The sequence below is a fragment of the Mucilaginibacter sp. genome, assembly GCF_965225845.1.
Lineage (GTDB): Bacteria > Bacteroidota > Bacteroidia > Sphingobacteriales > Sphingobacteriaceae > Mucilaginibacter.
In genome coordinates this window covers 73,256-96,150 of the sequence record NZ_CBDDBL010000002.1, presented here as the reverse complement: position 1 = coordinate 96,150, position 22,895 = coordinate 73,256, and the positions used below count along the sequence as shown (strand labels likewise).

Below are 22,895 nucleotides of genomic sequence, written 5' to 3'. Positions count from 1 at the left end.
ATTTAAAGTTTAATATCAACACGTTGACCATTTAGCTTTACTATCATGGCTGGATTTCCTACGATTAATGAATTTGAAGGGACATTTTTTATTACAACAGAATTAGCGCTGATTATAACGTTATCGCCAATAGTTATATTGCCTACAACTACAGCTCCTGTATAAATTGTTACATTATTTCCAATAACAGGTTTGTCGAAATAACCTAAACCATTTGTCCCAATTGTAACATGATGATAACAAACGAAATTATCTCCAATTTTTTTTGCGTTTAAAAAACAAGACGTATTATGGACGAAATGAGCATGACTTCCAAGGTCCAAACTAACTGGAACATGAATCGTACTGTCTTCCGGTAATAACCACTTAAAAAAATATTTACAATTCCCAACTCTGTAATAAAATAAGTTCCTATAATGTTTTACAAAAATCAAGGATAATAATAAATTTTTAACATCGTAAACATCAGAAAGTATTAACTTTTTTTTAGGATGAAATGCGAATATGATCAAATGCGGAACAGCTAAAACCAATTTAACTGATAGAATCAAGAAATTATAAATAAATTTAAAAACGCTACCATTGTCCGATAATTTTTTAATATAGATTCCAGGGGTATCATTTGCCATTGTTGAAATGATATTAGACTACATGTATGTTAAACATTAACATCGTTTATTTTAAACAATTCTCTTTTTAATAAACGTCTAATGAATCTCACTGATGAACCAATTTTTGTATACAGGTACATCGACGTCATTGGAAATTTATTTACAAGAGCTTTATAGTTACTGTGTGATGCATTAAAGACCAATAATTGCTCTTCGACATAACGATGGTAAAGCTTCGAGTTTTTTTGAGAAGATGATTTACTCGCTTGATGCCATCTAAAGATCGATATATCTTTATCAATCACATAAAATGGGAAAATTCTGTTAATTCGGCAATACCATTCCGCATCCATCATCATCACATATGCTTCATCAAGATACCCAATATCGGTAAGTACACTTCTTTTCAAAAAGGTACTTGGCTGAAAAATAGACATCATGCAATGTTTTTCTAGCCATTTAGATATATTGGGATGTTTTCGTAAATAAACGGTTCCATCAGCATTCATAAATAGTCCATTTCCAACTACCACTCTTGCAGACAAATTTTCATTAAAGAATTCAGCGATATTATAAAATGCATTATTAACGTATAAGTCGTCGCTGTTAATCCAAGCAATAATTTCTCCTGTCGCTAATTTAAAACCTTTATTAATCGCATCCGTTTGGCCACTGTCTTTTTCACTTATCCAGTAGCTAAGATGCTTTTCATATTTTTTTATTATATCTACAGAGTTGTCAGTAGATCCGCCATCAATAATAATATATTCTAAGTTTGGGTAATTTTGATTAATAACGCTAAGAATAGTCTCTTCAATAAATTGTCCTTGATTATAAGAGGGTGTAATAATTGAAATTTTTGGCAAATTCATTTTTTAAATTATTGATAAGACAATTACGGCTAAACGAGCTATGGAACTAAAATCTATGTTTGAAATCTCTAAAAGCAAGCGAAAAAATATTTGTTTTCTTTTTATGGTAATAGTTTTCATCGTACTTATAACCGTAACCATGTTTAACTCTGTCTATACCATTAAAAATCACACTTACATTTTTAAGCTGTTCCTGATCAATTAGCTGATTAATAAAGTCTAATTCATCTAAACCTGTAAACCCTTGCCTTATTACATATAATGTAACCCCGGCCAACCTTGATAAAATTACTGCATCAGAAACTAGATGCACTGGCGGGCTATCGATAATAATATCATCATATTCTGCTTTTAATTCTAGAAGTAAATCACTTAACCTTTTTCTTTCCAAAAGCTCGGATGGATTATTAATTGGCGAACCACTACTTATAACTGATAAGTATGGAAAATTCTCAAAAGTTTGAATGATATCTTCTTTAGTCGCTTTTTTATTTAAGTAATCACTCATGCCAACAACATCATTAGACATCCCCAATGATTTTATAATTTTGGGTTTGCGCATGTCCAATTCCAATATCAGGGTTTTTCTCTCAGCTAATGTTAAAATTGAAGCTAAACTAGTGCTAATAAAACTTTTACCTTCAGAAGGAACGCTGGATGTCACTAATGTCACTCTTCCATTCTCTTTCTCGCCATGTAAATAAAACAATTTCATTCTTAAGGCTCTTAATTGTTCACTTGCCGCATTAGAACTTTCGAAATTAAAAAAGGGTGAGCTATTCTCTAAAGGTTCGTAGGGTAGTTCACAAACAACTTTCGCTTTTAATTCATTATTAATTTGATCAATAGATAAAATTTTATTGTTGAAATGTTTTCTACTGTAAACTAAACCTACCGGAATTGCCACCCCGCACAATAGTGCTATCAAGTAAGTTTGTGATGTTTTATCCTGGGGAGGGGAAGCATATGCAGTATCAACAACGCGATTGTTGGCTAGATTAGATGCGTATTTAACTGACACTTCTTCGCGCTTCTGTAAAAGGAACGTATAAAGCCCCTCCTTACTCGATTGTTCCCTTTTAATACTTACATATTGTCGTTCTTCTTCAGGCATGCTTTTTATATTTCCTTCAATACCTGAATTGATAGATTCTAATTTTTGCTTAGTAGCCAAAAGAGATAATTTTATATTCTTTACATTTTCACGGATGGCCGCCTTAGCTGTCTTTATTTGATTGTTAATTGGTTCAAAATCAGGGTTAGTTTCAGGTAGAGTAGCGGCTAATTTATCATGTTGTAATTGTAATAATGATAGCCGCTCAATGGAATTACTTAATGCTGGGTCAACAATACCAACAGTAGCAGGAGCTTTTTCAGAATTTTGATTAGAGTTTACGTATTTATCAACTCCATCAATTACATTAAGCTTAATGTTAACTTCATTTAAGTTATTATCATTAAGTTGCATATTTTGTAATTGCACTTGGGATTGAGCACTTATATCAGTTAAGCCGTTGCTGCTTTTAAAGCCCTCAATTCCTTTTTCAGATGTTGTTAATTCTTTTGAAAGAGAGTCAATGCGTTGATCCAAAAATGTTAACGTGCTTTTAGTTTCACGATTTTTTTCATCCGTGGAAGATATATTGTAACTGGATATAAGAGAATTCAATATATCAATACCCCTTCTAGGAACAACGTCATTTATTGAAATATCTATTGAGGTTGATAGTTTATCTTTTAAATTAGCATCAATTGCCTCTTGATAATTTATTGTAGTTGTGTTACGATCTGCAATAATAATCTTTATTAAACTTCCCTTAAATTGATCAATATTTTTAGTAGGGCTCAATTTCCAAGAACCGAAGTCTGATATATGGTACTTATCAAACGCAAGTTCAACAAATTGGTCATCACCCTGTTTCAGTAAAAAAGTTTTGCTATCCTTTATCTTAACTTCAAGTACTCCCTTTTTAGAACCACCATAGGCAATTAGGGTATCTAATTTTACTGGAGTATTTTTATACAAATCCTCAGTTTGCAAAAAACCATCTTTTTTAATGTAAGTCACCCATAGTTGTAGATCATTAACTATTTTATCAATAATTTGTTTCGACTTTATAATTGAAATCTCGTTTTCAACTCCCTCTGATGAACTTGCTAAACCTACTTCATGGAGCATCGCTGTTTGAGGGTCACCTGAAGCAGAAGATTTATCTTCTTTAATTAAAATAGATGCTTTTATTGTATATACAGGCTTTGAAAAAGTGAGATAGAGTGTTGCAACCGCCAGCGAAATCCCTATAGCTAATAAGAATAATGGCCAATGAAATAAATATTTCTTTAAAGCCAACGTTGCATTGTTAGATTTATTGGTTTTTTGGGGAGTATTTAAACTTTTTAAAAAATCTTCTTGACTATTCATGATTTGTATAAATTAGTTATGATTGTGCACCGCTGTGAAAACTATAGCTAATACTGATAAAGCAGCAACAATTAAACTTGCAACCTGAAATCTTGAATCGACCTGAGAATATTTAACCCTGTCTGCCTGCACATAAATTTCATCGTTATTTCTTAAATAGTAATAAGGGGAATCAAATATAGTTTTAGAAGTCAAATCTATTGGAATAAACATTCTTTTTCCGTCTTGCTCCCGAATCAAAATGATGTTAGTTCGCTTTGCTGTAATATTCAAATCCCCAGCTAAGGTAAGTGCTTCAGTTATTGTGGTCCTTTCGCTTTGCAAAGTATAAACATTAGGTCTCAGAACATCGCCAAATACCGAAACCTTAAAATTGATTAGTCTTATATTTACAACGGGATCTTTATAATAAGTTAGCAACATTTGATCTAGTTTAACACTTAATTGAGATGTTGTTAAACCTGCAACTTTTAAATTACCTATCAGCGGTAGATGTATATCACCTTTATCATCAACCATGTAGCCAGTGATCGGATTTTCGGGTGAACTGTCCATACTTCCACCATTTACTCTATTCAAATTATAATTAAATACGGCAGATGATTCAGGATTCCTACTGTTTACATTAATTCCTAAAATATCAGCTGGCTTGATGATAAGCGGTGAGTAATTTTCGACCTGATTTTCTGTGATTTTTGAATGATCTAAATCTTGAAAATAAGGGACGTTTTTATAGGTACTACAAGAAGAACTTGAGATAATTATTGATAAAATAAAAACGAAATAAAGTATTTTTTGCTTCATAAGATTTAAAAAAATGAGTTAATTTTTTGTTGTTGGTTAATTATTTTATAATATTTTTTGCAATATCGCCATAATTGTGCCACTGTTTAATAAATACTTAAAAACATTCTATTTATACATAAATTATATAAAATAACCACTCAATAATTGCCTAAAAGTTTAATTTAGAGTTAAAACAAATTATTTATTTATAAACATCAATGACAAAATTCCTTAAATTGGGGATATTATACCCCGTAGCAATTTTACTTACCAATGGTAAAATATTTCTAAGCCGATATTTATCAAAAACTTTTGTTTTCAATCTTATATCTATAATTATTTTTTCAAGTAAGACAACCAGTTATTCATATCGGACGCCGAATAATGATCTGTTAACTTTCCCAGGGTATCAAAATCAGGATGCAACATTAATTCTGTTTTCTTGTAATTTATTCCGTCGATTTTATGCGCTAAAAAATGGTCTACAGTTTCAAAGAAGTCTGAATAATTATAACCATTAGCCTTTATCTTCATATTAACATATTTACGAAAAACTGATTTAATATAATTTCCTTCATTATAAGTTTGTGCTATCCGTAATTTCAATTTGTATTTACGGGCTGCAGTTAAAAACAAATTATAGAAGCCAGGTAAAGTATGCAAATGATGATGTGAATCTATGTGATTGATTTTAATATTTGTTCTTAGTATTTTTAAAATTTGTGATTCAATCTCATTATAAAAATCATGTCTTGTTTGTGTATCTAAAAATTTTATTTTTTTTCCAGTTTTACTTGAATCCCACTTTCCGTCTTCATTTAAAAAATGTTTATTTTTAAAATTTGTGAGTGGTTTACCATCATCCAAGTTAATGTGGATTCCAACATTTTTAATTACCTTATTACTTTTTATCATATCGAGGGCTTCATAAATCGCCAAATCATTTGTGTTGGTGGCAAATAAAGAAGAACTATTGATGTATTCTAACTGATAACAGTATAAAACTGCATTATTTACTGATGAGCTTAAACCAAAGTCATCCGCGTTCACAATTAGATTAGGTAAAATTGACATCGTTTAAAAATAAATAAAAAGTGTCTCGTTGTGAAGGTGAAAATTACTAATACGCAAATTTTACAGCATCAAAAATAACATCTGTAATGGATTTAAAATTATAACTTTTGAAAGTTAATAAAAGCATTTTGCGAAATTAAATATATAATTTTTTGACCATTTAGAAAGTCCGGCAATTTTCGGCTCAAATATTCTCTTCTAATAGGAAGTGCTATGATTCAACACCCTTAATACTAAATTATTTTCCAACCTGCGCTTTACAAATGACTAGTAGCATTCTAAACGAATTAGCATCGCTATATACGATCCTCCAAGTATACCTTTCATAAAGAACAGAAAAAAAAATAAGCTCTGAACTAAATTTGGAATTTACTTAGTATCGATTAAACAAGCAGTTTTATAATAAATAAATTGTCTTTTTAGCATTGTTTTAAGTCGTATGCTAAATTTTTCGATATGAATATAGAATATAATTAAATTGAAATAGTTGCTTAATTTTTTAACTTGGGCTACCTAAAAAAAGATTATTCCAGGATTAACTAGCCAGAAATGCATTATTAAAATTAAAAACAGTTGGTTTCAATTCAAGGACATCGATTATTAGATTATCAATATTAACTTATTTCACAACTAATTTTTTATCCATCAAAAGTTAAACTATTTTAAATTAGATCCGGATAGCTTAATACTTTCACTTCGCATCTTACTAAGAATCCTAAATATCTGCTGGTTTATTAACTCGATGCTGACGCGACGATGAATTAAAGGTTCTACCTCCAGGAGGACTTGATTTAATTCATAAAATATTGCGGTATTAAGTTTTGGATGACTATCTAACTGAGTAAATTCATTTTTCGCTATACTTTTACTTATTAGATATGTAATATCATTGAGACATACATTGTATAGCAATATTCCAGGAGAATTTCTGTTAACACGAGTTATACTGAAATAATAAGTATTATTAATGAAATCTATCGAAGCCATTGAGTAAATTCGTTTTAAATATAATTGTTTAAAATTTACTTGTGTGATAACCATTTAACGCTGTATCTACAAAAGCTAATAATTCGTCTTTTATTTACGATGAGCATTATTTTATAACGCATCAGTTGACCGACAACTTTTTTAAAGATTTATTTTTTTTAAACAATTTCTAAATTAATTAGGTAGTAAAACCTAGGCGCTAATGCATAAGACTTTTAAACGTCTTATATATAGTATTAGTTTCATTTATAAATTTCTAAAAGAATTTTACTATTAGTTTTGATATATTTTTTTCGAACCTACAAAAAACTAATTTTGGTGAATAATATTTACGATAACAAGCAACTGTTTTTAATTCGACTCTATTACGCTATAGTATAAGAATTCTTACAAGATACCTACTAAAGTCCCGGCTTTACCATTCTTGATTTTGCTAAAAGCTATTGATAATCATAGCAGAGGAGATAAGCAGTTATAACCTTCTATGGCTAATATAGTATTAGATTAAACCTATAACTCTTCCGGGATTACCAACAACAATAGAGTTTGAGGGTATGCTTTTAACAATAACTGATCCTGCTCCGATTATAACATTATCTCCAATATTAACATCACCAATTATACAAACATTACAACCTATATCAACATTATTTCCAATTACAGGTGATTTAGTTAAATAATTAGCTCTTTTATTGGTTTTATTTCCAATAGTTGTTGATTGCCGTAGCGTACAATTATTCCCTATAATAACATCAGGATTTATTACTAATGCCTGTCCATGACGTATTGTCAATCCAAATCCTGCGTTGATCTTCCAAGGCAGCTCTACTCCCAAAAACCATTCTACAAAAATTATATATATTGGGAGATACCAAAAAAATAAGATCAATAACACCCTATTATACCGTATAGCTCTAGCTGTTCGATAATTTAATAATATTAATCTACTCTTGATGCTTCCCATATTAGCATCCCAATCCTGAAAAATGTTCATATTATATTTTTTTCGGATGTGGAAACAGTATTATTAATTATTGTTTTTGGAAGAATAATAAACGAAACATCGTTATGCATAATTTTTATTATATATATAAACAATCATTCAATCTTTTAGTTTTAAACAACATTTTTGATACAAGAATATAAACCTTTTTTAAAAATAGGTTTAACTATTAATTGCTTAAAAAGCGAAATCATATTTTGCCAACATTTTAATTGGGGTCGCTATACCCACTATTGGGGAAAATTCACCTCATTTTAATACCATATAAAAGCCTTATAAATCACAGTAGATTAACAGATCTCAAAATAGAGCTATCGTATTTAATAAAAAAACTTTAAATAATAAAAGATCAAAATTACTCAGGTACGATTATTAATTTTATTTAAGAAGTGAGATTATGTTGTTAACTATTTTGAATATTAGAATATTAGAATATTAAAATACAAATACCAACTGGCTGTTTGAAAAAAGCCGCATATTTAAATTAACTTAAATTTTGACGATATTTATAATTTTATAATTGCTTAATGTGTATTATCACCAGAAATCACCCTAATTCGTAGCATCTATTTTAAATTAGCAAACGTAAAATCTATCGCATCAATAATTCCGTCTGCTGCGGATTTAAAATTATATTTCTGAACATGTGTATAAGCATTTTTTGCAAATTCTGCATATAACTCATCATTACTTAAAATTTTTACAATCATCTCAGCCCAGATATCCACATTTAAAGGTAAAATATATCCGTTAATATTATCAATCACTAGGTCATTCGCAACACCGGCCTCTTCGCAGGTAATCACGGGAACACCTGCTGCCATTGCTTCGTTGGCTACTATGCCCCATGCATCGCCTTTGGTTGGTAATAAAAACAGTTTCGATTTTGGGTAAAAATTTGGTAGTTGCTTTTGATCAATAAAGCCAGGCATATTGTAACTTATCTTATAACCATCGAGCATTGCTCCTATTTCATTGGCCAATTCGCCGCTACCTAATATGAGCACATTACAATTTCCCGTCAGTTCTTTAACTTTTCTGGCTACCTCTACGAAAAAAAATGGCATCTTACCTTCTACAAGCCGACCAGAAAACATTAATGTGTATTCTTTATTAGATGTGCTTTTTTTAAATAAGGAATTGTCAATAGCAAGACAACTTTTAAATATTTTATTATTGGGTATTTTGTAGCTTTGATATAATTGTGAACTTCCATTACCTGCACCAATAAAGGCATAGGACTTAAAAAAAACTATTTTTCGGACTAGGCCATGAATTAAAGATAGCTTTTTTTCGGAGTCATATGTGCCATCGGTAAAAGGAATAAATTTTGCCCTATGTAATATAGACCAAATAAAAGCATATAGCATTGTTGGATTAAAACCTGTGGAAATTATCACCTCTGGTTTAGATCTATTCAAAGCTCTCCATATTGCAATGTTATTATGAATATATCCTTTACTAACATCAGCTAAGAAAATTTTATCATAATTACCATATTTAAATTTCCACTGCCGGTTAGGTTCAAGTTTCGCACAATAAATCACCAGATAATCTGAATTTAAAGTTTGGCTAACAATTTCGTGAACTTTTTCACGATAAGGGACTGGCATATTTGTTACGCATAATATTTTAGGCATTGATATAATTAACTTAATAATCGACGTAAATTAGTCGACATGAAAAACGATTTCTAAAACTCAATACTCTTACGGTTTTAATCAAACTTGAAGGGGATGCAAAGTTTGATAATTTTGAGTAAGGTTCCGGTTTGAGTCATATCATAAATTTAATCTATGAAGTTGACATTTTATAATAAATAATCTTAAAAGTTTTAAACTAATTAATTTTACATTATTTACTTGCGGAAATGCTTATCAGCATGTCGTTACTAGTAATTATTGTATGATGAATTTAAAACAAGAAAATTATTATAGGTTTAATATGCCTATTAAACTACGTTCACTAAATTAAACGCGTAAAATTATTAATTTCATTGCGATTGTATTCAACATTCCACTCATCAAATTTCAAATGGTGATCAGCATAAGGTCGGTGTAAATAAGCCCATTTTTCAGGTGATAAGTCACTTGACTTATATGATTCTACTTTGATAAAAACATCATTCGGTTGAAGGTCAAAAATTTCCATATACTTAATTTTTATAAGGTTTTATATAAAAATACGCAATAATCATTCCTAAATAATTCGTGCGATATTATATTGTATATAACTGATTTTTAAATTAGAGCGCAATTCCGTCAGTAAATAACACACTATTCGATTTTATACTTATAAAGAAATGGACTAATTATTTCAACTTTAAGTCACAAAGTTTATTAGTTAACCAATTTAAATATTATTCGTATAAGCCATTATTAAATCTATTCAATATAATTTCGTTTAGAGACAACATGATAAATAACTTTATTACAATACTTTAGAAGTCTCATGGGGCGAATAATTCCCAAGGGTAGAAATACTCACCACAAATTCTCAAAAAATAATAAGAGACTACTAAAAGAATTGGACGAGCTAAAAGCTGTTAATCGTGAATACATGCGTATTATGCAAATTATGGCACATGACTTACGGGGGCCGCTTTCAGGGATTACCGGCTTTGCAGCAATATTGTTGGACGAAATGCAATTCTCATCCGAGCATAAAAATATGATCCGATTAATTGAATCCACCGGAATACATTCATTAGAAATGATTGATGAATTATTAAAAAATGGTTTCATGGATGAAAATCAGGTCTTGGAAAAAGAGGAATTGGATATTAATGCTTTATTAAATGACTCGGTTGAGCTGATGCAGTTTAGAGCAAATAATAAAACTCAGCAGTTAAATATGAAAAGCGAAAATAACCCAATTTTAATTAAAGCTAATTACGAAAAAATTTGGCGTGTTATAAATAACTTAATTATAAACGCTATAAAATTCAGTTATTCAAACAGTGAAATTAACATTGGCTTAAGTTCCGATTATAATGGCGTGCAAATTTTTGTAGCTGATAATGGTATTGGTATACCTGCCAATTCCAAAGATAGGATATTTGACATGTTTACTTCCGCTAAAAGGTATGGCACTAACGGAGAACAACCATTTGGTCTTGGATTATCAATTTCAAAAAAAATAATCGACATGCACAATGGTAAAATTTGGTTTGAAAACAATGTTGATGGAGGAACAGTTTTTCATGTCGCCTTACCATATTTATGAATAAGTTGGATATTAGTTAAGATATAGAATGCTGGTTTTTTGGTAAAAGGGAGTTAAACCAGTTTCGCTTCTTCACTTGCATTGCCTCTAGTTATGTCGTTATTAGTTTTACAAAGAAACTTGAACGCTTCCAGCTTAATATTTATTTTTGCTCTACTTAATATCCGAAACCCACATTGCTAAAATATATCCACCAGCGATGAAAAGTTACTTATATTTCCTAATTTTATGTGATTGATTAGTTAACAAGCCTACTGTGACGGCCTTCTAATGATTAGTAATAAGCTTTTACAATGTCGGAATAGCTTACATTATTAGTTCAAATTAAGTCATTGACTTACAGAAAATAAATTCAAATAATAAACGCATGAATAATTGTGGTATATTGTTTATTGGTATGAAGATTGACTTAATAAATAATATTATTAGATAATGCAAAATCCTAAAGAGCTTCTTTATTATTGTTTTAATAATCATTGTTTAAATTCGATTACTAACGTTGCAAGTTGGGATTTAGTTAGTATTAACCCTGAAGCAGCTATTTCCAGTGATTTTAATTGCCCTTCTTGTGGTGAAAAATTGATTTCATTTATTTTTGATATAATCCTTGATAATATTTTGGAGCTAATCAAGTTTAAACAAACTAATATAGTTATACTAGACGATGACTTAATTTTTCATTGTTTTGCCAAGCAATCTCTTAGCCAGAAAGTAATGAACGCTCAATATACGACAGATGGCTATGCAGTATTGAATCAGCTAAGCAAAAGTATCGATTATGAAGACATATTACCCGATATTATATTTTTAGACTTAGATATGCCAATACTTAACGGTTGGATTTTTTTAGACATGTTTAAAGCCATTACGAAAAATTTGACCAAAAAAATTGAAATTTACATTATCTCAAGCTGTGAACCAACTGTAATCAACCTCCTAAAGTACCCATTCGTTAAAAGCTTTATTTCTAAAAAATCGACGCTACTATTTTTTAAGATGTTAAATCAGGAATTAATTGAAAGACAAATTATGGTACCCTCTATAATCTTGCAGCAGCCCTCCATTTAAATCTTCTAAAATGCAAAATTTTATGTTTTGCTTAACCTACTTCATCCGAGAACACTGAACTGATTAAGAGTTGGTTTGCATCCTTTTCCTCATAGATACTAAAGTTAGCTTGTGTGCCAGGGTAACCTACTAATGTTGACGTTGTGATAAAATCTGCCTCTGTTCCCTGACTTGAAAAGCCTTTCGACTCACTGGTGTTGTAGAAGCCAGCCGGATAAGCGCTGAATCCAGTGTTGTTCCCACCACTCTGTAATGTCCATTTAGAGGTAGACATGAGTTGTAAAGTTACGGTTTGACTCGGTTGGTAGTAACCATTACCGTCTTGCAAAGTAACACCCAAGTTTTTCATCAGTGTGTTGAAGTCGTCGGTTGATGGCAGGTGCCAACCTTTCGGTAGAACTATCGCCTTCGCTTCAGCTAGTGTGTAAAGTTTACCGTAGGTCGGATCGTTTGTACTACTGTTATTGTAGTTTACTCCACCTGAACCGTTATAGTTTACCGAAGTCCAGGTCTGATTACCAATTACGACCGTATCGGTTATTGTTGCTGTGGTTGATGGAATTGTTGGCTTTGTAGAGCTGCTTTTAGAGCATGAATAGAATAAGGTTGTACCTGATAAAAAGGCAAGCAATAGAAGTTTTTTCATTGTGTGAAAGGATCTTGTTTTGTAATACCTGGGCAGTCCCTTCATCGGCTGGCTTTAAAGCACGAAAGCGAAGGACTGAACTTAGTCTGAGCTTTAGAGGCACCTGGGAGAGCCCGCACGGCCACAGATAGTTTTCGTCCTAAGCTTGCGCGTGGACGTCTAACTCATCTGTTCTGGCGTACTGAAATTTCCTAGGTTTCCTAAATAGCTGAACAAACAAAGCTTAACGCTTGTATCGTATATGGTATGTTAGTAAATGGCTATGTTGATGTGTTCCTCCTTGTTTTGGTGTAAAGTTAATAAACAGTTGTGAATGTTAAGCTACACTGAGCATTCTCTTTCTCTGAGTAGCTGGTTGCTTGTACTTTATAAACTTAAAGGTGTGCAGATTATGTTTGGAATCTTCGATGCACTCGTAAAGCTCTGAGCAATTAACAATGATGTAATCAGTGTTGATGTAGTCCTTGATGTTAAAGGCTGTGTTTTCGATTGCTGTGCACTTGTACAGCATACGCAGAAACTTAGCGGTTATGTGTGAGAACCGGTAGTCATCTCCGCCTTGCTCGAACCCGAACTTGATGCAAAGCTTTTCTCCATCCTGGGATTCAAGCGAGAGGTAAATTAACGGATTCACCAACTCATGAACTTTACTGAATGTGCTGATCTCTGAGTTATCCCTGCGTTGTAAGGTGAAACGCAATTCATGTTGTTGTAAGGTAGCTAAAAGTTTCTCTGTTTCTTTTAAAAGTTTGAAGTAGCTCTCATACACTTGCTTGTTGAATGCGTTAAGCATTTGACTCTCGGAATGGATTTGATTTTTCATAATGATTGGATTATGGGTTAACGAAGAAAAAGCCTGGCTACAAGCCAAGCTTTTTGTTATGGGTGAAACTTATAAAGAATGGACGTAGCGTTGGTTCTGTACAGTAGTTACAGTATCATAAAAGGTGTTGAAGTCGGCCAACACTACTTCGTTTGTGCTTAACTTGAAGCTGTAGTTATCAAGCAGCTTTTTGATTGATGCTTCGTGTTTGCAGTTATAAAAGGCATACTCTACCTGATAAACAAACGCCACATTGCATTCAAGGATGAAATAAAAGCTGTCACTTGTAAAGGCGTGAAGTAGAAAGGCATTCTCCGTGTTGTCGCGCTTGTAGTCGCGTTTAAAATAAACTCCTCCTTGATTTTTTAGAAGTTGCTTTGCTGTAGCAAGTATGCTGTGATACTCATTCTCGATTGCCTCGTTATGAAGTTGTTGCTGTACTCCGTTCCTTCGTTTAGCAAGCACCCAGCGTTTAGGGATGCGCTGATGCATGAGGATAGGCTGAATTATGCGTGGTTTACTCTCCGGTACTTGTTCGGCACTCATAGTTTTAGGTTTTAGTGTGATGAATTGATGTGAATTAGAGATAGACAGGCAATCCCTACGCTCGGCTGCACAGCAGCGGTTAAACCGAACAGCATCGAAGTGTTTTGTCCAGGCACTGCTTATAGTATAAATCAGTTGCATTTTGGTTCGTAAATCTGTTGGCGTTTAAAAGCTTGGCTGGATGTAGCCGAGAGTAAGGGATATACTTTAGTTTAAATCAAGATTCAGTGCCGGGGGTGATGTCTGGTCTCAATCGGCGTGTGGAGGGGATATGTTTTATGAAAAAGTGAAGTCCGTAAATTAGGCATGGAGGGAGCGGTTGGTTGGATATATGCCAATGCCGTTGTATATTAGCATCAGCTAAACCATATGAGCAAACTTCAAAAGAAAGTAATTACAATAGGTGTTATTGCGGTGGGCGGGGCGATGATTTGGATTGCTGCAAAAAGCATCGTTCGAACCAGTTGGTTAAGCGATACAATTGGTATAACAGGTTTGGTGGTTACGCTGGGAGCTGCATGTTACTTTAAGGGCTTGTTTCCGGGTATGGATAAGCGCTATTACAATAACCCTAATAACAAAGAATGGGAATGAAAGAAGCTAGTAATCCAGCAATGCAGCGCGCTCTATATGTATTCGGTTTCGCAATCTTCTTTATCATGGGGTTAGGCGTTTACTGTAATCTTACGAATACTTCTACAGGCGGGACATTATATAGTAGGTATGGTGGAAATGGCGCAACTGTACGATATGGTGACAACGAAATGTTTATAATAGCTGGTATATTGCTTTTGGGTGCATTGGTCATGATGATTACTAACAAACTACGCGCATGAAGCAAGCACTCATTTATAGTTTGAAGGTTTGGTTAACCAGCTTACTGCTTGGCCCAATGCTTTACTATCCAGTGCAAACCATTATTGAACCTCAATACCCACATCAATTTCATTATGATGTCAAGTATGGGTTTTACTTTTCCATGCCGAGCTTTATCGTGTCTATCATAGCAGTAGTAATAGTTAAACACCTTTCTACTACACTTGTAGTTAAGAAACTTTTACTCTCTGTTGCAGGAGTCGTGCTTGCTGCACTTCCATTTTATATCCTAAAAGGTAGTTGGGTTCAACAGGGGACAGAATACCTACTTGCTTATGGTAGCATCACTCTGATTGCAATTTGGGTTTATAAATTAGACTAAGGTAAAGCACTAACTTTTACCTTATAAAAAAGACAAGCAGATGCTCAACAAGTTCAAACCAATGTTTGTTGTCTTTTTAGAAGTGCAAATAGTCACTTGAAAGCTTTAAAAGGGTGCAAGTTGCATTCATTAAGCGCCAAATGGTACAATTTGCATGCTTTAATCCTTATCGGACGTAAAATGCACGTCTTAAGCCTACAACGATTTAAATATGTTGTTACGGTCATACTCGTTTAACATAGCCAGTAAACAAAAAAACCTGCACTGTATGCAGGTTCTCATGGATTACATTGATAATACCAAATTGAGATTTTCCAATATTTCTTAAGTTTTTGTAATACTCTATATAGAAGCAACATTCCTGATAAAGTTGGAAACTATATATTTTAGAATAGCTTATGCCACCATCCTTAAGCCAAACTGAGCGCGTAGAATTAATTGTCCGTTAATCGGTTTGCCCTTACTGGATGGTATCTTACAATGTTTTATTTCAAACCTTCCTCTGTCACCAAGATCATTCGCGTTCGCTATTTTAACTTTACCATTCTCTTCCCGAATGTCCAGTTTGATGTAAATCTCCTGTAACTTGCTCTTGATGTATTCGTTGGTATAGCGTTCACTTACTTTAAATAACTCTCCAATCAGTTTAGCAATTTAATCTCAGCGATAGTATTTTCCTTAAGTATGATGGCTGCGTCCACTTTCTTCACATTGTACTTAAATTTTATCAGTGTTGCTCCATCTAAATGAATATACGCTTTATAAGCTGTTGGGTTACTTTCCTTGACTTCTTCCTCCGGTGTTTCGCCTAGGAAGAACGTCATACACTTTTGCTGTTGATTTTTGTAATTCGCTATTTTCAGATAGTCTCCTCAAGTCGTTTTGAAGCCGACTTGCGTTTGATAATGGTTTTCGTGTCCAATTTGATGTCGGAATCGTAGCGGGTTATATTAAAGTAACCTTTCTCCCAATCCTGTTCTTATAACTGATGTGGTTGTATATCTCGTTGTTAGCTGCTTCGTTTATTTGTTGATCAAGTTTCATGAGGTTCAAGATCGCGATGTTATTCGTTTCGTTTATATATGCGTATGGGGTCAATCTATCGTCCTTTTTAGGCTCTGTGCCTTGTAGTTTACAGTCAGCTACGTACTCATTGTGTTGTTTAATAAGCAGTTTAGCTTCATGCAGATATTCATCTCTAAAGGTTGCCAAAGGTTTCATTTCTTTAGTATGGTGGATATACCGCTGATATTGACCACCCAATTCCGGCGGAATGTGACCAGTGATTCCGCGTCAAATTGACCACCCCATTCCGGGGCAAACTGACCAGGCATTCCGGGCCAAATTGACCACCCCGAACGAGCAGCTAATGCTGTAGAAGCACCCATCTTTACGAGGTTTAATATAACCTCCAAAAGCATGGCCAACACTACGATTAGCATGAGTAAGATCAGAAAGATAATAAGGATGTACACCAATGGGCGCAGTATCATGTCGATAGCTGCCCAGGCTGATACGTCCCGGAATACCGTTAAGAAGTACCTGGCCTCGTTTAAGGATAGTGGCTTTACGTTCGAGGAGGTTGATGCGCTGAACGATAAGGAACTAGAGGACTTCTTTGGAAAAAGCAGGGAGATGCCTCCTACAGGCCGTATGCAATCTATGCTGCGGTGCTTTCCGCATGTAGATAAGGAGCTTAAACGCACCGGCGTTAACCGTCATATATTATGGGCAGAGTATTATAAAGAGTTCCCGGAAGGCTATCAGTACAGCCAGTTCTGCTTCTATTATACCCAGTGGAAAGCGAGGGTCAACCCGACCATGCATATGGATCACAAAGCAGGTGATAAGCTGTATGTGGACTTTGCAGGGCAAAAGCTGAGCATTACCGATAAGGAGACCGGCGAGATCATTACCGTTGAGGTATTTGTAGCGATACTCGGAGCCAGCCAGCTTACTTATGTAGAAGCTGTGAGTAGTCAGCAAAAGGAGGACTTTATTACGGCCTGTGAGAATACGCTGCATTATATCGGTGGCGTTCCTGATGCCATTGTACCGGATAACCTGAAAGCTGCCGTGACCAAAAGCAGCCGTTTTGAGCCCACGTTAAACGAAACATTCGCTGACTTTGCTGATCATTACGGTACTACCATACTACCAGCTCGGGCGTTCCGCCCTCGTGATAAAGCATTGGTAGAAGGTGCGGTTAAGATCATGTATACCCGGATCTATGCCCCCTTAAGAAAAGTAGTTTACCATTCGTTAAAGGATCTGAACGAAGCCATAAGAGTGGTGCTCGAAGAGCACAACAACCGGTTCCTGCAAGGGAGGAACTACAGCCGAAGGCAGCAGTTCGATGAGATAGAGCGCGAAGTGCTCAACCCTTTACCTGTTCTGCGTTACGAGCTTAAAAAGCAGTTCCATGCTACCGTGATGAAGAACGGCTATGTATGCCTTGGACCGGATAAACATTATTACAGCGTCCCTTATCGGTTTATCGGCAGAAAGATCAAGCTGCTATATTCCAGTTCTTCGGTAGAAGCCTTTTACCATTATGAGCGTATTGCCATGCATAAACGCACAAGGGGACTATATCTTTATACAACCGAGAAAGACCATCTGGCTTCCACTCATCAGTTCGTGGCCGACTGGTCAAAAGATAAGTTCCTGGGCTGGGCCTCATCCATACACGAGGATGTCAGGCTTTATATCCATAATATATTCGACCGTAAACAACATCCTGAACAGGCTTATAAGTCCTGCCTGGGTATCCTTGGCTTCTCCCGCAAAGTAGGTAATGAACGCCTGATCATGGCTTGCCGAAGAGGTCTTCACTATGGCGTTTATAACTATAAGACCATTCATATGATCCTGGAAAAGAAGATGGATCAATACGAAGAAAGCCTGTTCGCAGATGAACTTCCTATGCCCAGCCATGATAATATCAGAGGCGAAGACTATTACAAATAACCTTTTAAACAACCAATGGAATGAACACAAACACGTTAGACAAAATGCGGAAGCTCAAGTTCTTCGGCATGTACCATGCTTTTCAAAGCACCCTGGAAACAGGTAAAACAGAGGATTACACAGCAGATGAGCTACTGGCGCACCTGGTAGATGCAGAATGGGATGACCGCCATAACAGGCGTATCGAGCGGCAGATATATTATGCCAAGTTCCGCTACAAAGCCTCTGTAGAGGACGTTCACTATCATGCCGACCGAAGTATCGACCGTAACCAGATCATGCGCCTGGCGGACTGTACATTCATCGAGCGCAATGAGAATCTGCTGATCACCGGCAGCACAGGTATCGGTAAAAGCTATATCGCTTCTGCTATTGGGTACCAGGCCTGCACACTGGGCTACAGGGTCTTTTATGCCAGTACGCCCAAACTGTTCTCTAAACTCAAAATGGCGAAGGCCGATGGTTCGTATCTCAAAGAGGTTGCGAAGATCGAGCGGCAAGAACTACTGATATTGGATGACTTCGGTATACAGCCTTTTGATGCGCAAAGCAGGGCTGCGCTAATGGAGATCATTGAAGACCGGCATGGAAAGACCTCGCTGATCATTACCTCTCAGCTACCTGTAAGTAAATGGTACGATGTGATCGGTGAAAAGACAATTGCTGATGCTATACTGGACCGGATTGTACATAGTGCACACCGTATCGAACTGAAGGGGGAATCAATGAGAAAGAAACGAAGAACTGATGATAAAGAGGTCAGTTATCAATAACCACTTTTAATAACTAACTTTGAAAACGCTTTTACAGCTCTCGCTGCTATCGTTCGCCAGCTAATCGCCTGGTCACTTTGCCACGGAATCAGGTGGTCAACATCCCCGGAATATCAATCAAGTATGCTATGGTCAGCAAAAATCACATCGGAGATCATAACTACATCCGGTTTGTAATCATCTATCTTCATGTCAAATGCTGAGAAGTATCTGCTTGTAAAGAAGTTGTACTTAGCCAAGTCTTCAACTTCAAAGTGACTATAGGCTTGTTTGAACCCTTTCTCCATTAAACTAACTACACTTTCTTTAGCACAGAATGCTTTACTTTCTGCTCTAATGTCTAATGTCTTTGTTAGTGCTGCTATTCCTTTGGTAGAGTTCATGAATATGCACACGTGTTCACTTTTTAGTTTATCTAAGAGTTTATGCAATGAAGCTGCAACGCTATTCGTATTGACCACAGTTATATGTTTACTGTAATCATAGTCTGGCTCTATCAGGTAGTGCTTAAAGTCCTTAAACCTTTCGTCGCTATACGGTAAAGTGGTGGCAGACACCATAGCCTTGCGTTTGAACTTTAGAAATTCATTGATCGGTGCTGCTATCTTTCCTCTGTATCTTACGTCAGTTATAATACGTTCACATTCATCTAACAGCATAAAGAATGTGTCTCGCATTACCTGTATGTCTTTAAAAGCTTTTACTACCTTAGATGTAAAGCCTTCGGGGGTCGTCAAAATCTTTTTATACTTGACATCAGATAGCAGATAAGCTTTTATGTCAGCTACCTCAATTCCTTTATATACCCCAAGTATTTTCTTATCAGGGTACTTCTCATTGTGTCTAGTTACTTTATCTTCTATTACGGGTTTGTTTGGCAGGCATCCAATTAGATTTTCTTTGAGCTTTCTGATCGCGAAGTCTGTGAAGCCACAGCCTGGTACTGTTTTGTGATAAATACTGTCAGTGTCGATTCCTTCTGACATAAAGGGTTCAATTTGGCTTATGTAATTACCAAACGGTAAGGTTATAGTTATAGGTATCATAGTTATGGAAATAGTTGTCCCATCAGTGTCACGAGGTGATCTGGCATGAGTGATTAGTAAATTGTTTGAAAAGCTTGGGAGCTGGATCGCTCCCAAGCAATAGTTTAGACTTTCTTGGCTTCTTCTATAAGGTCATCCAAAGTAAAGCCGATTAGGATTTTACCTTCTTGGTAATCCTCGATCAGTTGCGGCATCCCTCCACCGTTGATCATCTTAAAACCCAATGTTGCCCTGGATTTGTACACCCTATGAAATGTGTACGGCCTATTGCCAGCATCAACACCGGTGGCAGGGTTGCCATCCATCTTCATGTTGTTTTTCAAACACAAAACAAGTTTTTGCCAGTCATTGGCTTCCTTGGGTCGTAAGCTTTCTCCAAAGCTTAGGAATTTCTCTGGCACCTCATAAGGTGTTTCTCCGTTTCTGCCAAAGAACATTTGAGCAGTTAACAATGTAGCAGTACTGCTGTGTGACACATCTTTTGTGTCTTTTGCACTTTTAAATAAGTGATTCATTTTAGTTTTGCCGCAGCCTTAGTGCGTTGGCACTTGCAAGGTCGCCAACACTCAAAACCTTTGTTTGATAGATATGTGGAACTTTCCTAAGCTTTTTCTACCACCTTAAGTTAAAGATTATTTCTGGTGTCATTCAACAACGTTCTCATGTGTCTCTCTGGTGTAACATCCTTAATGTCAGGGTCAAATTGTTTGTCCATCAAATCAAATAACATACAAATCTCATAAAGGAATCTCAACTGCTTATCATTGGTCTTCCAGCGTTCCGCGACCTTCAAAGACGTTTCTCCTTCCAAATAAGGAATGAGACATAAGCAAAAATGGCCAGCTGTCTGCTTATTTCGACTCTGAGTGGTTGATTTGTTGGTAAGTGATGCAGCATCTTTCAGCTCTCTAAGTATTGTTGGACCAGATGATTTTGTTCGATTCACTGCATTTTCGTAGATCCCAAACAGGTAGACAGGGGCTTCTCCTCCGTCTATCACATCCATAACAAACTTTGCCATCCACTCGATCAACTTTTGATCGGTGATATTGAAGGTGTCCATTGCTTTACTTGTCTCCCTATCCTTAGATTTCAATGTCAACGTATATTTCTTGTCTTTGGGATTGTTCTTAAGGCTGTACATGAAACCAGCCAACTCTTTCAAGCGTTGCTGGAACTCATAAGATTCATATTGTAGATAATCAAAGTTGCTATTCAAAGATTGAACCAAGTTGACTATCATGAACAATAGGTTCTCTCTATGCTGTACTAAGTTGTATCGCTCTAAAATTACTTCAAACTCAACCAGTACCTCTTTAACATGCTCATCGTCGAATAAGACTTTGCCATCTTTGTCGTAGGGTTCAATCATCAGCTCTATGCCATGCTTGGATTGTTCCTTTGTTAACTTGTTTAAGTATTGTAACTTCTGTTTGTCTGTCTTTAACTTAACGAGATCCTCTCTCGAAATAGAAATCTGATGATACTTAGCAATCTGTGCATAGTCAGGTCGAACGATGAAAAATTCCATGGGCGAAGATAAAAAAAGCAGAGTAGTGATACTACTCTGCAACTTGAAGTTCTACTTAAGCCTCTCATTGAGTTTGGCAATATGGCTCATTACGTTCTCTTTTACAACTTTGGCGTAATGAGATTCGGTTGTAGTAGTTTTACTATGGCCGAGAAGGAATGATACGATCTCTAAAGGTATATCGTTGTTAAGAAGTACTGTTGATGCAAAAGTTTTCCTGGCTATGTGATGTGTCAAAACTTTGTTTATACCAATAACTTCAGCAATCTCTTTAAGGTAAGAGTTCATCTTTTGATTGGATATAACAGGCAGTAGCAATCCATTGTTGTCAGGATAACCGTACTTCTTTATAAGCCTCAACGCTTTAGGCAACATTGGTACCGTGATCGGTCGCTGAGTTTTCTGTCTTACCATATCAATCCACAGTGTGCCCGTTTCATCAAGTTGGATGTGTTGTTTAGTAAGTATGGCTGCTTCATTATAAGCTAATCCTGTATAGCAAGAGAATATAAAGCAATCTCTCACGACAGCAAGTCTTTCTTGCGCAAACTTATGCGCCTCAAGTTTCTTTAGTTCCTGATTGCTAAGAAACACAACTTCTTTAGTATATTTCTTCTTTTGATAAAGCAGAAAGGGGTCGTTGGTCACCCATCCATTGCCTACTGCAATCTTCATGACCTTCTTAACCCTTTCGATGACTTTGTTAATGGTGTTCTGATTGTGCCCTTTAGTTACTTTTAGGTAGTGATCTAACTCAGTTAGGAAGTTAAGTTTTATGAAGCTTAATGCGTAATCAGTTACGTTGAATCTTTCACGAATGAAGTCTGAAACGTGGCTCTGTATCACTACAAATTTATCATAGGTGGCTTGAACATAGTCCATGCCAATAAGTGCTTTCATCTTCTCATTGTGGTAATCGAAGGCCTGAAGCAACGTCTTATACTCCTTGTCAGCACCTGTGTAACGATTGTAAACTTCATCAAGCACAAAGTATTCACGTTCCTTGTTTAATTCGTCAAAGGCTTTATTGAGCTTCTGTCGGATAGTGTCAATTGAACTGTTCGTTTGTTGTGCATCCGTTGAGTTACCCTTCGCGTGTTGAGCTAATGTATTCCAGGATTGTTCTTTTATGTAAATACCAGTAGAGAATTGTTTACGTTTTGTCTCTAATGTGATTCGGCAGAAGATAGGAGCCGTTCCCTTAACATTCACTTTCGACTTATAAAAGAAGAAAAGGATGTTCATGTTGTGTCCCATGATTGTCTAATTTTAAAAAATGATAAATCAGAGAACCGGTATTACAAATTGATTTAC

Annotated in this window: 24 protein-coding genes; 7 read left to right on the top strand and 17 right to left on the bottom strand. The window is 35.3% G+C overall.

Going from position 1 to position 22,895, the window contains the following annotated elements:
* Window positions 1–2: 2 nt before the first annotated feature.
* The 8 genes from ACYZ0U_RS04215 to ACYZ0U_RS04180 form a co-directional block, all read right to left on the bottom strand.
* On the bottom strand, window positions 3–629 hold the full coding sequence (locus ACYZ0U_RS04215; RefSeq protein WP_461450162.1) for a serine acetyltransferase: 627 nt from the start codon (window positions 627–629) through the stop codon (window positions 3–5).
* 29 nt (window positions 630–658) lie between these two features.
* Window positions 659–1,483, bottom strand: coding sequence for a glycosyltransferase family 2 protein (locus tag ACYZ0U_RS04210; protein ID WP_461450160.1), 825 nt, complete (start codon window positions 1,481–1,483; stop codon window positions 659–661).
* Window positions 1,484–1,529: 46 nt separating this feature from the next.
* Window positions 1,530–3,905: a GumC family protein gene (locus tag ACYZ0U_RS04205; protein ID WP_461450158.1), complete on the bottom strand. Its 2,376-nt coding sequence runs from the start codon at window positions 3,903–3,905 to the stop codon at window positions 1,530–1,532.
* Window positions 3,906–3,917: 12 nt separating this feature from the next.
* Entirely contained in the window at window positions 3,918–4,709 is a 792-nt protein-coding gene (locus tag ACYZ0U_RS04200; RefSeq protein ID WP_461450156.1) for a polysaccharide biosynthesis/export family protein, read from the bottom strand.
* Between the two features lie 318 nt (window positions 4,710–5,027).
* Window positions 5,028–5,741, bottom strand: a complete 714-nt coding sequence (locus ACYZ0U_RS04195; protein WP_461450154.1) for a ChbG/HpnK family deacetylase — start codon at window positions 5,739–5,741, stop codon at window positions 5,028–5,030.
* Between the two features lie 1,510 nt (window positions 5,742–7,251).
* Complete coding sequence (locus ACYZ0U_RS04190; protein ID WP_461450152.1) at window positions 7,252–7,746, bottom strand: serine acetyltransferase; 495 nt, start codon at window positions 7,744–7,746, stop codon at window positions 7,252–7,254.
* 575 nt (window positions 7,747–8,321) lie between these two features.
* Window positions 8,322–9,395 (bottom strand): glycosyltransferase family 4 protein, encoded by a 1,074-nt coding sequence (locus ACYZ0U_RS04185; protein ID WP_461450150.1) that lies wholly within the window; start codon window positions 9,393–9,395, stop codon window positions 8,322–8,324.
* A gap of 325 nt (window positions 9,396–9,720) precedes the next feature.
* Window positions 9,721–9,906, bottom strand: a complete 186-nt coding sequence (locus ACYZ0U_RS04180) for a hypothetical protein (protein WP_461450148.1) — start codon at window positions 9,904–9,906, stop codon at window positions 9,721–9,723.
* Between the two features lie 375 nt (window positions 9,907–10,281).
* Between ACYZ0U_RS04180 and ACYZ0U_RS04175 the strand changes: the two genes are divergently transcribed.
* Together ACYZ0U_RS04175 and ACYZ0U_RS04170 are read left to right on the top strand one after the other, a co-directional pair.
* Window positions 10,282–10,980, top strand: coding sequence for a sensor histidine kinase (locus ACYZ0U_RS04175; protein WP_461450146.1), 699 nt, complete (start codon window positions 10,282–10,284; stop codon window positions 10,978–10,980).
* A gap of 432 nt (window positions 10,981–11,412) precedes the next feature.
* Window positions 11,413–12,048 carry a PleD family two-component system response regulator gene (locus tag ACYZ0U_RS04170; protein ID WP_461450144.1) on the top strand — a complete coding sequence of 212 codons (636 nt, stop codon included), beginning with the start codon at window positions 11,413–11,415 and terminating at the stop codon, window positions 12,046–12,048.
* 31 nt (window positions 12,049–12,079) lie between these two features.
* On the opposite strand, the gene ACYZ0U_RS04165 is transcribed toward ACYZ0U_RS04170, so the two are convergent.
* The 3 genes from ACYZ0U_RS04165 to ACYZ0U_RS04155 all read right to left on the bottom strand — a co-directional run bounded on the left by ACYZ0U_RS04165 (window position 12,080) and on the right by ACYZ0U_RS04155 (window position 14,063).
* Window positions 12,080–12,694 (bottom strand): FISUMP domain-containing protein, encoded by a 615-nt coding sequence (locus ACYZ0U_RS04165; RefSeq protein WP_461450142.1) that lies wholly within the window; start codon window positions 12,692–12,694, stop codon window positions 12,080–12,082.
* Between the two features lie 316 nt (window positions 12,695–13,010).
* On the bottom strand, window positions 13,011–13,463 hold the full coding sequence (locus ACYZ0U_RS04160; protein ID WP_461450140.1) for a hypothetical protein: 453 nt from the start codon (window positions 13,461–13,463) through the stop codon (window positions 13,011–13,013).
* Window positions 13,464–13,586: 123 nt separating this feature from the next.
* Window positions 13,587–14,063, bottom strand: a complete 477-nt coding sequence (locus ACYZ0U_RS04155) for a hypothetical protein (RefSeq protein WP_461450138.1) — start codon at window positions 14,061–14,063, stop codon at window positions 13,587–13,589.
* Window positions 14,064–14,432: 369 nt separating this feature from the next.
* On the opposite strand from ACYZ0U_RS04155, the gene ACYZ0U_RS04150 reads away from it, so the two are divergent.
* From ACYZ0U_RS04150 to ACYZ0U_RS04140, 3 genes are read left to right on the top strand one after another with little or no spacing between them, the layout of a single operon-like run.
* Window positions 14,433–14,657, top strand: coding sequence for a hypothetical protein (locus ACYZ0U_RS04150; RefSeq protein WP_461450136.1), 225 nt, complete (start codon window positions 14,433–14,435; stop codon window positions 14,655–14,657).
* Window positions 14,654–14,899, top strand: coding sequence for a hypothetical protein (locus ACYZ0U_RS04145; protein ID WP_461450134.1), 246 nt, complete (start codon window positions 14,654–14,656; stop codon window positions 14,897–14,899). Before ACYZ0U_RS04150 ends, ACYZ0U_RS04145 begins: the two co-directional genes overlap by 4 nt.
* Window positions 14,896–15,261, top strand: coding sequence for a hypothetical protein (locus ACYZ0U_RS04140; RefSeq protein ID WP_461450132.1), 366 nt, complete (start codon window positions 14,896–14,898; stop codon window positions 15,259–15,261). Before ACYZ0U_RS04145 ends, ACYZ0U_RS04140 begins: the two co-directional genes overlap by 4 nt.
* 641 nt (window positions 15,262–15,902) lie before the next feature.
* Here the strand turns inward: ACYZ0U_RS04140 and ACYZ0U_RS04135 are convergent.
* Together ACYZ0U_RS04135 and ACYZ0U_RS04130 are read right to left on the bottom strand one after the other, a co-directional pair.
* Window positions 15,903–16,085 carry a hypothetical protein gene (locus ACYZ0U_RS04135; protein ID WP_461450130.1) on the bottom strand — a complete coding sequence of 61 codons (183 nt, stop codon included), beginning with the start codon at window positions 16,083–16,085 and terminating at the stop codon, window positions 15,903–15,905.
* A 121-nt stretch (window positions 16,086–16,206) separates the two neighbouring features.
* Window positions 16,207–16,482: a hypothetical protein gene (locus tag ACYZ0U_RS04130; protein ID WP_461450128.1), complete on the bottom strand. Its 276-nt coding sequence runs from the start codon at window positions 16,480–16,482 to the stop codon at window positions 16,207–16,209.
* A gap of 219 nt (window positions 16,483–16,701) precedes the next feature.
* On the opposite strand from ACYZ0U_RS04130, the gene istA reads away from it, so the two are divergent.
* Both istA and istB read left to right on the top strand, forming a co-directional pair.
* Window positions 16,702–18,231: an IS21 family transposase gene (gene istA / locus ACYZ0U_RS04125; RefSeq protein ID WP_461449803.1), complete on the top strand. Its 1,530-nt coding sequence runs from the start codon at window positions 16,702–16,704 to the stop codon at window positions 18,229–18,231.
* 20 nt (window positions 18,232–18,251) lie between these two features.
* A complete protein-coding gene (gene istB / locus ACYZ0U_RS04120; protein ID WP_354431475.1) occupies window positions 18,252–19,004 on the top strand; it encodes an IS21-like element helper ATPase IstB in 753 nt (250 codons plus the stop codon).
* A 113-nt stretch (window positions 19,005–19,117) separates the two neighbouring features.
* Here istB and ACYZ0U_RS04115 read toward each other — a convergent pair whose 3' ends face one another.
* The 4 genes from ACYZ0U_RS04115 to ACYZ0U_RS04100 all read right to left on the bottom strand — a co-directional run bounded on the left by ACYZ0U_RS04115 (window position 19,118) and on the right by ACYZ0U_RS04100 (window position 22,826).
* Window positions 19,118–19,990, bottom strand: coding sequence for a hypothetical protein (locus tag ACYZ0U_RS04115; protein ID WP_461450126.1), 873 nt, complete (start codon window positions 19,988–19,990; stop codon window positions 19,118–19,120).
* A gap of 164 nt (window positions 19,991–20,154) precedes the next feature.
* Window positions 20,155–20,565, bottom strand: a complete 411-nt coding sequence (locus ACYZ0U_RS04110; protein ID WP_461450124.1) for a hypothetical protein — start codon at window positions 20,563–20,565, stop codon at window positions 20,155–20,157.
* A 110-nt stretch (window positions 20,566–20,675) separates the two neighbouring features.
* The gene (locus tag ACYZ0U_RS04105; protein WP_461450122.1) at window positions 20,676–21,581 is read right to left on the bottom strand and encodes a hypothetical protein; all 906 of its coding nucleotides are present in this window, start codon (window positions 21,579–21,581) and stop codon (window positions 20,676–20,678) included.
* 51 nt (window positions 21,582–21,632) lie between these two features.
* Window positions 21,633–22,826: a site-specific integrase gene (locus ACYZ0U_RS04100; RefSeq protein ID WP_461450120.1), complete on the bottom strand. Its 1,194-nt coding sequence runs from the start codon at window positions 22,824–22,826 to the stop codon at window positions 21,633–21,635.
* Window positions 22,827–22,895 lie beyond the last annotated feature (69 nt).